The sequence below is a fragment of the Nocardioides sp. NPDC023903 genome (assembly GCF_040639295.1).
Classification (GTDB): Bacteria; Actinomycetota; Actinomycetes; order Propionibacteriales; family Nocardioidaceae; genus Nocardioides.
Genome location: NZ_JBEZZS010000019.1, coordinates 104,161 through 115,508 on the forward strand (window position 1 = coordinate 104,161; position 11,348 = coordinate 115,508).

The window sequence follows — 11,348 nt, forward strand, 5'->3', positions numbered from 1 at the left end:
GCTTCGGTTGTCGCGTCCCGCTCCGACGCGGACGCCCGCCGCGGCGACGAGCACTGGATCGGCGAGAACTGGCCACCCTCAGACGCTATCGCCTGTCGGCGAGCTGGATGCGCCAGCTCCTATCGATGGGCGGGGCGCGCCGCTCACCTTCGGCGGCGGGGATCGTTCGTACGCGCGGTGGCTGGTGCGCTGCGGGGATCCTCCGGCCAGGCGTGCTTGGGGTAGCGCCCGCGCAGATCAGCACGAACGCCGGGGTAGCCGTTGTCCCAGAAGGACTCCAGGTCTGCCGTGACGGCTGCTGGGCGTCGCGCGGGGGAGAGCAGATGCAGCAGGAGCGGGACCTGGCCGTCCGCGAGGACCGGCGCTGCGGTCCAGCCGAAGACCTCTTGGATTCGCACGGCGAGCACCGGTTGCTCGGCGGAGTAGTCGACCCGCACGCTCGACCCACTGGGGACCTGCACTCGCTCGGGAGCCAGATCGTCGAGTCTGCCTGCCTGCGGCCACGGCACCATCGCCCGCAGCGCGGCAGCGACGTCGACGCGACGAAGATCCTGGGCCGAGCGAACCCGCGCCAGCTGGGGCCCGAGCCACGACTGGAGGTTCTGCGTCAGTGCCACGTCGCTCACATCGGGCCACGGGTCACCGAGCGCACGGTGCAGGAAGTCGAGGCGGGCGCGCAGCGCCGTGGCCGCCTCCGACCAGGTGAAGAGAGCGATTCCCTCCGTCGCCACCGCCTCTCGGATCGCTTCGGTCACGGCGTGGGCCGGTGGATCGCTGAGCGGGACGGAGCGGAGCTCGATCGCGCCCAGCAGCGTACGTCTGCGAGCCAGCACCCGCCCTCCGGTCCAGGTGACCTCGTCCACCTCGGTCCACAGGGACCCGGCCGCCTCCAGCGCGAGGTCCTCGGTGAGCGGGGCCGCCGCTCGGATCCGGGCTTCACGTTGCCCGGGCCGCCTCTCCGCGTCTCCGACCGCGAGCCACTCCAGCCCGTCCAAGGGCCCCGAAGCACGCGGATCGAGCGCCGCGCCCGTCCCGGACGCCATCAGGTAGCTCGCGGAACTCGAACGCTTGCGCGCAATCCGGTCCGGATGCGCCAGGGCCACTACCAGCCCCACCGCCATGTCATCGGTGAGTGCGCGGGCGTCCGACGTACTCCTCCGGTCGCCGGCGGTGCCCTCCTTCTCGACGATCTTCTCCAGCCGGGTGACTTGGCTGCGCCACGAGCCTGCGCGCTGGTCGTTGCGCAGCGACCGGAGCGCAGCAACCAGGTCTCCGCCGGGAGCGCGCACGTCCTCGCTCAACATCGCGACCACCTCTGAGGCGCGCCTGGCCCCGACGAGACCAGCCCCGTCGATGAGGGCACGCGCCAGCCTGGGATCGGCCGGTACGCCAGCGATCACCCGGCCCCGCGGGGTGGCTCTCCCGTCCTCGGTCATCGCCCCAAGATCCACCAGCACCTCCTTGGCTGCCGACATCGCATGCGCCGGTGGCTGGTCGAGGAGCGCCAGGTCGTGCACGTCGTCACTGCCCCAGCACGCCACCTCCAGGGCGAAGGCCGTCAGGTCGGCGGTGGCGATCTCGGGCTCCGGGTGAGCGGCCAGATGCGCGTGCTCCGCCTCGGACCAACAACGCAGCACGGCGCCCGGCCCCAGCCGTCCGGCCCGACCCGCCCGCTGCTCGGCCGCTGCCCGGCTCACCGCGACGGTGACCAGAGAAGCCAGTCCGCGACGGTGGTCAGTGCGCGGCTCGCGCGAGAATCCGGCATCCACCACGACACGTACCCCGGGTACCGTCAGCGACGACTCGGCGACCGCGGTCGAGACGATCACTCGTCGGCGTGGACCCTCGCTGAGCGCACGATCCTGCTCGGCGCCGGACAGACGTCCGTGCAGGGGGTGGACGGACGCGTCCCCGCCGGCAAGGCGACGTACGGTCGCCTCGACCTCCGCGACACCCGGCACGAAGACCAGGACGTCACCCTCGTGCTCGACGAGCGCACGACGTACGGTCGCTGCGACATGGTCGTGGAAGGCCGGGGTGATGCCCCGGTCGTCGGTGCGGCGTACCCCCGCAGGCAGCGGGCACCAGACCGCTTGGACCGGGTGCAGAGCACCCAGGACGCGGATCACCGGAGCGGTGTCGTCCCCACCGAGCAGGGAGGCGGTCCGTTCGGCCTCGATGGTGGCCGACATCGCCACCAGGGACAGGTCCTCACGCAGGTGGGCCCGGACGTCGATGAGCAGCGCCAAGGTCAGGTCGGCGTCGAGGTGGCGCTCGTGCACTTCGTCGAGCACGACGGCCCCGACGCCGACCAGCTCGGGATCCTGCTGGATCCGCCGAAGCAGCAGGCCGGTCGTGACGATCTCGACACGTGTACGTCGACTGGTGCGTCGGTCTCCGCGCACGGAGTATCCGACCGTCTCGCCAACCGGTTCGCCCAGCAGGTGCGCCAGCCGACGGGCAGCAGCACGGGCTGCGATGCGGCTGGGCTGTGTGACGACGACCCGTCCGGCGACAACCTCGGCGACCGCGGGCGGGACCAAGGTCGTCTTGCCGGTGCCCGGCGGTGCGTGGACCACCGCGACTCCGCGGGCACGAAGCGCCTGGTCGAGAGCGGCCAAGCCGGCGGTGACCGGGAGATCGGGCGGCGCGGCGAGCAGATTGCGCAGAGGGTCGGACACTCCTGCAGTGTGCCTGACGTGCCTCGGCCGGTGTCGCGTCGGCGCCGAGGGCTGTCACCACGACGACGCCCGAGCAGACGAGCCCATCGTCCGACGCATCGCATCGGAGGTGACGATCTGGGACTGGTGGATGTGGGAAGCAGTACTGAAAGGGCCATGTGTCGCAGGCTCGTCGCGTCCGCAGCCGGTCGCTATCCGGTGTCCGCAGCGCTCCAGCCGATCGGTCCAGCATCGGCCACTCGCACTTCCGTCCACCACCGCCTCAAGCCTCGACACAGTTGGTGCGCCCCACTTGGCGGCGGAATGGGTAGGTCGGAAGAAACATCGTGGTGCAGGGCGCGCATCATCCTGGGTGTCACGACGTCGCCAGCTACGGTGGTCCAGTGTCGTTGGGCAACATCACTCACGAGTCCGTCCTGGCCGCGATCGCCGAGTTCGACAAGATCGGTCGAGACGCGTTCCTGGACAGATATGGGTACGGTCCCGCACGTTCGTACATCCTCGAGTACGACGGCGGTCACTACGATTCCAAGGCGATCGCCGGCGTGGCGCATGGCTTCGCAACCGGTCGACCACTCGTAGCTGCCTCCTTCAACGGTGGCGCGGCGACGGTTCAGCGGACGTTGGAAGCTCTTGGCTTTCGCGTCGTGGCCACTGCGGCGGCCGTTCCCGGCAAGAACGCCCGGGATCGTAAGACCGGCGTCGTCGCGGGCTTGGCACGACATCACGTCGATGCGGCACTCACAGAGTGGCGTCGCCTCGGGCGAGCCGATTTCATGGAGCGTTATGGGGGCTCGCCCGCCGAGCGATATGTCGTGATCACCGCGGATGTTGAAGCCGACGCACTTGCCCTCGTGATCGGCGCCCGCACGCTTGCCGGGCTGGATGCGAGCGGGCCGTGGCGTGGCGACAGGGCCAACGTCGCTCAGCCACTAACGGCGCTGGGCTACCGAGTCGAAAGGGCGGGGCAGCGACATGCCCCTGAGGTCGAGGCGGTCGACGCCGTTGTCTATGAAGCGGCAGGCCGGCCCGTCCGTGCCGGCGGTCAGGGATTCAGTGTCGACCAACACTCGAAGGTTGCGGTCGAGAGGCATGCGATGGCCAGCGCGCGAAGGCACTACGAGCGACTCGGCACCGTCATCGAAACGGCCAGCTCCAAGAGTTGGGACTACGAGGTCGAGATCGATGGAACGACGTGGCATGTGGAGGTCAAGGGAACGACCGGGGATCCGGTGGACGTCATTCTCACTCCAAACGAGGTGGCGCATGCCCAGACCTACGAGTACGTCGCGCTCTACGTTGTCAGCGACATCAAGGTCGCCGTCGGCGACGGCACCCAGCGCGACACCTCAGGCGGGGAAGTCACTCTGATCCACCCATGGAGGATCGCCGAAAGAGACCTACGTCCCGTCGGCTTCAAGTACCGGCTGCCAGAACAGCGGTCGTCTACGCTGACGACAAGTATGTGAGGCGAGCAGGTGCTGGCGCCGAGTCTCGCCAGACGCCGGTAAGCGGCGGAAAGACGCAGGTCCCAGATGTCTGCGGTACGGCGGTCCACCATGCACTGCTGGCGCAATGAGCACTTAGCCTCCGGATGACCGGTCGCCAGCAGACCATCCTGACATGTGACCCGACGGTGCCACGCGAGTCGGGGATCTCGGTACAGTACGAAAACTGGCTACCACGCGACGGCCGGTCTGCTTGGGTGTAAATCAAACCAAGATTTGGAGCTCGCGATGGCCACACCAACGCCTCGGGACATCGAGCGGTCTTTGTACTCGGCCGACGAGTTCGAGCGTCTACGAGGGGCAGTCAACGACGATAGCGTTGCAGACGCCGTGTTCGAGCTGACGCGCTCCGGAGCAGTCATAGCGGACTACGCGATCAGGTCCGGTGAGCAGCGCGCCAACGCTGACGGCGCCGTCCTCTTCGGCTTCTACCTGCGATCGTTGTGGCGCAACAGCGAGGCGCCAACAGGGGCGCAGAGTGTCGGAATCGGGTGGCTGGACCGGGCGATCGTCACAATCGCCGCATTTGCTAGTGCAGATAGCTCGGCGGGAGAAAAGGACGCCGAGCATGAACGGATTGTCGTTGAGACTCGCGACGTCCTGGAACGCATCGCCGGTGATGGACGTGCTGCTGGTCTTGTGGAAGTCGGCCGCTCGGTCGGGAGGCGTCTCGGCTACTCGGCAACAGAGATGGCCTCTCGTGCTCGCCGACCATGGGACGCTCTCGAGTCACTGGCGGACGTAGTCGATGATCAAGTGACCCTCCCTGACTCACTGTTCGAGGGCGATCCTGACAACTTCGCCACCGTGGTCGGATCGACCGACGAGTCACTACGAGGTTTTCGCCAAGACGCGTTAGCGTGGAACGACCGGCGATCCCGCCGTGGAGACACCTTGTCGCACAGCGCTGGTGGGTCTTTGAGTCTGTCAATGTTTACCGAAGAGTCACCACAGGATGACGCATTCCTCGCGCAGAGCTCAACCGCTGAAGGACTCGGAGGTCTCGAGTTTCGCGTTTGGTACGGCACTGATCGGAGGCTCGCCGACACGGGAGCGCCTCGCTTCCTGAACGAACGCGACCCGAACGACCAACTTCATCTTGGTGTGTGCCTAGTCAACATTCCGGAGTCGCATCAGTTCGGCACCACGCAGCCCGGGTGGTTCAGGCGGTGGACTCGCTGGGGCCGCGGCGGCAAAATTGCTCTGGATGTGATCGAGCCGTCTGACGAACGCGACGACTTCATCCGTGGGGTCAGACAAGCACTCGCCGTCGATGGATCCGACCGAACCGCGCTGGTCTTTGTCCATGGCTTCGCGAACTCATTTGCGGATGCAGCCGTCAAAGCGGCGCAACTCGGGTGCGACCTGAAGGTCAATGGCATCACGGCGATGTTCTCGTGGCCGTCCCACGGATCGACACTTCGGTACAAGCGCGACGGATTGCGCGTGGAGCAGTCAGAGGACAACTTCGTCGAATTTGTCGAGCTGCTCGCAACGAGGTGTGACATCGACCGGGTCGACATCATCGCTCACTCGATGGGTGGCCGACTCTTGAGCAGAACCATTGGCCGAATCCAGACCCGTCTGAATGCGCACAGCACGACTCTGGGAACCATCGTGCTTGCAGCACCCGATGTCGACGTAACGTTGTTTAAGAATCTCAGCCCTGGCTATCGGCGGGCCTGCCAGAAGGCGTCGATCTACGTGTCTGATAGGGACCAGGCGCTCAGACAGTCTCTTCGCTACTGGGGCGCATCGCGAGTTGGGCTCGCTCCCCCGGTTACCGTGGCCGCCAACTTTGACACGATTGACGCGAGCGGCGTTGACTTCTCGATTGTCGGCCACGGATACTACGCCGCAAGTCGTGGTGTTCTGGTCGATATACATGCCTTAATCAATGGAAGCTGGGACCCGAATGCGCGTCCCCAGCTCGTTGCGCGTACTGGCAAGCAGGGTTCGTGGTGGGAGTTCGTCTGACTGGTTCATGTGCCCGTACGCTCTAATGGGCGCGCTTGACGTATGCGAGGTGACGACGACTTCGGGACCTCCTGTCGCGGCCGCAGCAGTTAGCGACTGCGGCGTCCGGCTTGACGCTGAATCGCAAGTCAGCCGGCACCGTGCCCTTCCCGCCGGTCTGCGATTGACACCAGGCAGGTTCCAGACGCCACCGCGCATGGCAAGCGGGGCTCGATCGCGGTCAAGCTCCTCTCATTGCTTTCGACGTGCTCGGTCCCGAGATCGCCCGCTTCGGCCGCACACCGAGCACCCTGGTACGAAGCATTCCCAGCGAACTTCGACAGCCCCCGAGCCAGCAGGGGCTACACCAAAAACCGCTGACGGACTCATTGAGCTCCACCAACGCCTCGCTCGCGGGTTCCGAAACTGCGACAACCATTGATGTCACGCATGTTTCAAGAGGCGGCGGACTCAGCCAACCCCGGGTTAGGTAAGTAGAGCCACATTGGCGGCGGTGTGATGCACCCGTCGAGGTAGATCGGGAATGCAAATGCAGTCCGGCTGCGCCTCCGAATCGCCTACGGTCTCACGGCGGTTATCGAGGTGCAGCACAGCGTTCCCATTGGTGTAAGTGAGGAGCGGGCGCTTGTCGCCGTGCCAACCCCAAGCCTCGACCCGGGACGGTGTTCCCCCCGAGGCACTTGACCCTTCGAGGCGTGCAGGTGTTCGAACTGGGCCTGTGGTGCGGGACCTGCCCAGCTCTCTTTCAGCGGTTGAGCGAGCCGGAAGCCGCGGGCATCGGCGCGTCGAACGAGCGACTCAATGCCGTCCTGGACGCGATCGAGGACGACGTCTTGCAGCCGTACGGGATGGTTCTGCCCCAGCCCTTGTATACGGCGCCGTTGGTCGATGTGATCCCTCAAGGACACGACGAGCCCGCTTGGCGGGCCAATGACTTAACCCCTAGCTTAAAGAACTTGGTTTGGGCGGCTCGTTGCTGCAAGGATCACGTCATGCGCCCGCCGCCGCCTACGACTCCGGCAGCTGATGCTGTTCTCGATGGCCTCGCTTCCCACATAGACAAAGTGATCGAGGCGTACCAGCGCTTCGGCTCGCGCACCGCGTGGAGAGGAACGGGCGATTCTCCAGTCGCGTTCGAAAAGCTGAAGCTCGGGCGCCAGTTTGGGCCGGGGGGATCATGGGACGGAGCAGACGCGAGCCACGCTGCAGCGAGCGCGGTCCTTTTCACAAACCAAGCTGGATTGCACTTGGAGGGCGTCGCTGACCTGCTGCGAGCACGTCACGTCGTGGTTCCAATCGTCACACCTACAAGGGCGATTCTCGAATTATGCGGTCACGTCTATTGGCTGCTCGATCCACGAATAGTCACGTCGCTTCGTCGCCGCGCCGCACGCGTTTACCTATCCCGACTCGACGATATGACCCGCGCTAAAACCGCCGCCGTTGCGGTCGGCCATCCAGACGCACCGAAGATCGGCCGGGCTGCGCGAGACCTTCGACGAGTCACGCTGCCGCAACGTTTCTATCCGAGTGAGTACAAAGTCGAGCCGAACGGCGAGATTGTTTTCCAAGACGACCGCTCGCCCGGTTTGGGCGCGAGCCTTGCCTTCATCGAGGACATCAGCGGAGTCGACTGGAGTACACCGGCGATGTACGCGATCTTGTCAAACGCCAGCCACCCGACGCTGCATGCAGTGTTAGAGGGCTTGTCGCCGATAACGGCGGGTCCCATGGATCTCGTGGACACGCGTTGGCCGTACAACGTCGTTCGTGCGGCCATGATGGGCTTCGTTCGTTCATGGGCCATAACAGCTGCTTATCATGGACTAGATCAGGAAGAGGCCGGAGACCTCGGCGAAGAGATCGACCGTCTCCCTTCGCCGCCGCCGTGACACCCGAGACCCAACGTGGCGTCGGTATGACACGCACTTCGAAAGCAACGAAGAGGTGGCCGTCTCCTTGCGATTCCGGTCAGCGCTCTTGTGAGGTATTCAGCCAATAGCGCTCCACCAAAGGGTCATGAAGGACCACATGAATGAATTCTTCTATGTCGCTCCGATCGATCATGCCAGCAGCTTCTAAGAACCTTTTCCGGACTTCCGGAGCAGTCAGGTGTTGTGGCCCTCCGTTGTACCAGTAGATGATCATCTCGGCTTGGTAGCGATCCCCGCCGTTGGGCCGCTCCCTTTCTTGGCCGAGTGCCTCGGCGATGCGACGCCACCACCATCGGTCGGATTTCCCCAGCGAGCACCCGAAGGCGATGAAGAGTTCGGTGTCCTCGAAGAGGTGCTCGTAGCGCCGCTCGTTCTGGGCCCAGAACGGCTTCGCCAATCGCATGGCCCTATCCTCGTTGCCACCCTTTTTCAGCGGCTCATCTATTCCGAACAGAAGTGAGCGCGGAATGCTCTGGTGCCCATGCGGATGAATTACCTCTGACATGACGTATGACGAGAAGGTGTCTCCGGGGCGGACGGATGCCCCTTCGATCCCGCGTGGGTTTCCCGCGAAAACGAAGTTTCGGTCCACCGTTTTGAATGGCAGTGGGTCGAACTGCTTCTGGTCCAGATAGACGAAGTCATCCAGAAGCGGAGTGTAGTTGAAGTTGATGAAGACAAAGTTGTAGATGTCAAAGTTGGCGACATTACTAGGAAACCGAGCCCTCAGATAGTCCTCCGGTTCGAGATCGCCGAGAAAGTTGGCGAGCGATTTGATTGCGAGATCATTGTCCATGGAGTTCGTGCCAAGCCTTGTGAGAAGCGTGCTCGGGACGGCGAGGCTCAGGAACTCCGAAAACTCCCCCTGCATTTCGCGGAGTGCATCCGCAAGGTCATCAGGACGGACTTTCTTCATGGCGAGTAGGTCGCCCACGACGCCCTCGACGTCACTCCAGTCCTCCTTGCCTGCGTCACGCAGGCGCTCCATTTCTTGGAGAATGGGATTACCTGCATCGAACGAACGCAATTTGAGAAAGTGATAGAAGCTTGTGTATGTCGTGTCGACTGGTGATTCATAGTCGTGCATCACTTGGATATCGAAGCCATTGCCGACGAACGCCATGACGTTGTGCTGTCGACCTGGATGGCTGAATCCCGAGTTTCGGTAATTTCGGTGTCCCATTCCTGTCTCAAACTCTCTGATTCGACTAGTTTGCCGTGTTTAGTGCGGCGCTCTTCGGGTTGTGTTCGACCGTCCACACCTGCAATCGCAAACGGTTTCGGCCCCGCGCATGCGGCGCCCAAGTGGCCGAGTGGCGCACCCGCCAAGTCCAGACGCCCGTTACAGCGGTCCGGTGTTCTCCAAGAACGTCGGTTAGCCAAGATCGAACCACCTCGCGCCGGTCGAGCTGAACGACGGCTGCTAATCGCTAGTTGCCTCGATCGACGTGAGCGTGTAACGCCGTCCGGTCTCCTGATCGTCCGCAGCGAAGTCGACTTCCATGCGAATGTCCGCCGTGACGAAGCTTGACTGGCCGACGTGGAGGCCATCCACGGACGCGTAGGCCCCCTGAGCGACCTTGCCGGAGAAGCGCTGCATCGTCGCCAGATCGGTCAGCTCAAAGGTGTGCAAGCGGGTGTTTAGCCCGATAAGTGCTCCCCGGCGGACATGCACGGTATCGACTGTCGGCTCGACCGAATCGATTGCTGCAAGGGCGGTCGCCACCTGTCGGGAAGTCATCTCAGCTCTGTCCGATCCGCCGTCGTGGGGCACGGTCACGACACCGATGCCGCTCCCTACCCCGTTGACTGCTCGAAGTAGGGCAGTGAACTTGTTCCGGGCACGCGAGCCATACTCCTGCAAGGAAGCTGTCAGTACGTCCGTGTTTGTTCCATCCCCAACCAGACGCGTGAGTCTATTGAGCGTCGCCTCGACGAATGGAGAATTGTCAATCATCGCACCACGCTTGTCGGTGCCGAGAATCACCGCGAACGACGCAGCTCGAAGTCCGAGCACGGACATCTGCACCTGGTCCGTGATTGCTGGTGAGATCGCGCCGCGACCTGTGGTGTTTCCCTGTACTTCCTGGGCTAGTGCGTCGAGGGATTCCTGCAACGCGGTGCCCACCGCACCGAGAGATCGTAGCGGAAACTCGGTCGCGCTCTCGGAGCGAGCTTCAAGTTCGATTGCTGCTACGGTGCGTAAGCCCTGTGCCGCCAAAGAATCGAGTTCTTCGAGGTCTAGCGGTGCGACCGTGGGAGTTGGAAGTCTGAGGCGTGCTTCTGAGGTTGGAAGGTCTGAGTCGGAAAAGTGGTCGACGTCGGTCACTTCGGCGGTAAGGATTGGCTCCGGCCCGCTGTAATTCTCGACAACGAGCCAGACGGTTCCGCGTTCGGCCTGTTCCATGGCCTCTCGAAGCCCGATGTGACCTGAGCGAACGTCGAGGTAGCGCCGGGCGCCCATCGCGAGGTAGAGAAACGTCAGAGTATCGCGATCCTCGTCCTCGTCAATGCAGACCGCGAGGATCCGGATCCCGAGGCTCCGTGCACGAAGGCTGAACAGCTTGGGTCCGTCGTGTTCAAAGAAGACTTCGTCCACGGCCAGCCTGCCAAACGGCAGCGCGGCTGATGCATCGAGCGTCATGCCACCCTCCCCTCGATGACTCTTGCTGGGGGGATCAAGTCGTTCCTAGAGGGCCACCAATCGTGGTGGCTGGGCCCGAGATCACTCTCCGTCCGAAGGATGCGACCCATGGCGGGTTCGAGGTCAACCTGCGCGATGGTCTTCTTTCTAGCCCAGGGGACCGACTCTCTCGCATTCAAGAGATCGGCCAGATCCTTGAACAGCGAGTACGCATAGGCCAGGCAGTTGTCGACTTGCTGGTATGCGTCGCTCGACTTGGTATCGAGTGGCAGCTTCCAGTCCTCGATCGGCTCCTCCCCGACGTCAAGGGTCGCGCGGGTCAGGCGGAAGAAGGTGCCCTGAGCCGGTTCGTGGCCTTCGGGTGGACACCCAGAAGGCAGTGACTGTCCCGACGGCATGGATCGAACGCTACACGTGCGCCTGCTTACCGGCCGTCGGTTCACCGAAACCTCTCGCCGTTGCGATCGCCATGCCCGGCCGCGTACAACCACCAGCCCGTCGCGTGACGTGCGTCATTCTGGGCTACTAGAGGATTCCCGTAGGACCGACGTCCGGCAAGACTCGGTCCAGGTGTCCGGTGGGTTCGCTCTCTTTTGGGCTGCCC

General features: G+C 63.9%; 7 protein-coding genes. 3 read left to right on the plus strand and 4 right to left on the minus strand.

Features of this window, described 5'->3' with window-relative positions:
• Positions 1–143: 143 nt before the first annotated feature.
• Positions 144–2,681, minus strand: coding sequence for an ATP-dependent helicase HrpB (hrpB, locus tag AB0F44_RS19485; RefSeq protein WP_357358163.1), 2,538 nt, complete (start codon positions 2,679–2,681; stop codon positions 144–146).
• Between the two features lie 383 nt (positions 2,682–3,064).
• Between hrpB and AB0F44_RS19490 the strand changes: the two genes are divergently transcribed.
• From AB0F44_RS19490 to AB0F44_RS19500, 3 genes are all read left to right on the plus strand, one after another.
• On the plus strand, positions 3,065–4,150 hold the full coding sequence (locus tag AB0F44_RS19490; protein WP_357358165.1) for a DUF3883 domain-containing protein: 1,086 nt from the start codon (positions 3,065–3,067) through the stop codon (positions 4,148–4,150).
• Between the two features lie 267 nt (positions 4,151–4,417).
• Positions 4,418–6,166 carry an alpha/beta hydrolase gene (locus tag AB0F44_RS19495; protein WP_357358166.1) on the plus strand — a complete coding sequence of 583 codons (1,749 nt, stop codon included), beginning with the start codon at positions 4,418–4,420 and terminating at the stop codon, positions 6,164–6,166.
• Between the two features lie 695 nt (positions 6,167–6,861).
• Entirely contained in the window at positions 6,862–8,058 is a 1,197-nt protein-coding gene (locus AB0F44_RS19500) for a hypothetical protein (RefSeq protein WP_357358168.1), read from the plus strand.
• 79 nt (positions 8,059–8,137) lie between these two features.
• Here the strand turns inward: AB0F44_RS19500 and AB0F44_RS19505 are convergent, their stop codons facing one another.
• The 3 genes from AB0F44_RS19505 to AB0F44_RS19515 form a co-directional block, all read right to left on the minus strand.
• A complete protein-coding gene (locus AB0F44_RS19505) occupies positions 8,138–9,223 on the minus strand; it encodes an AbiH family protein (RefSeq protein WP_357358170.1) in 1,086 nt (361 codons plus the stop codon).
• Between the two features lie 300 nt (positions 9,224–9,523).
• A complete protein-coding gene (locus tag AB0F44_RS19510) occupies positions 9,524–10,744 on the minus strand; it encodes a DUF6575 domain-containing protein (protein ID WP_357358171.1) in 1,221 nt (406 codons plus the stop codon).
• Entirely contained in the window at positions 10,741–11,142 is a 402-nt protein-coding gene (locus AB0F44_RS19515) for a hypothetical protein (protein ID WP_357358173.1), read from the minus strand. The genes AB0F44_RS19510 and AB0F44_RS19515 overlap by 4 nt, the downstream gene beginning before the upstream one ends.
• Positions 11,143–11,348 lie beyond the last annotated feature (206 nt).

Bases quoted from the DNA above. Each gene is read 5' to 3' on its own strand.
- AB0F44_RS19515 (WP_357358173.1), bottom strand. From the start codon at position 11,142: ATGCCGTCGGGACAGTCACTGCCTTCTGGGTGTCCACCCGAAGGCCAC.
- AB0F44_RS19505 (WP_357358170.1), bottom strand. From the start codon at position 9,223: ATGGCGTTCGTCGGCAATGGCTTCGATATCCAAGTGATGCACGACTAT.
- AB0F44_RS19495 (WP_357358166.1), top strand. From the start codon at position 4,418: ATGGCCACACCAACGCCTCGGGACATCGAGCGGTCTTTGTACTCGGCC.
- AB0F44_RS19510 (WP_357358171.1), bottom strand. From the start codon at position 10,744: ATGACGCTCGATGCATCAGCCGCGCTGCCGTTTGGCAGGCTGGCCGTG.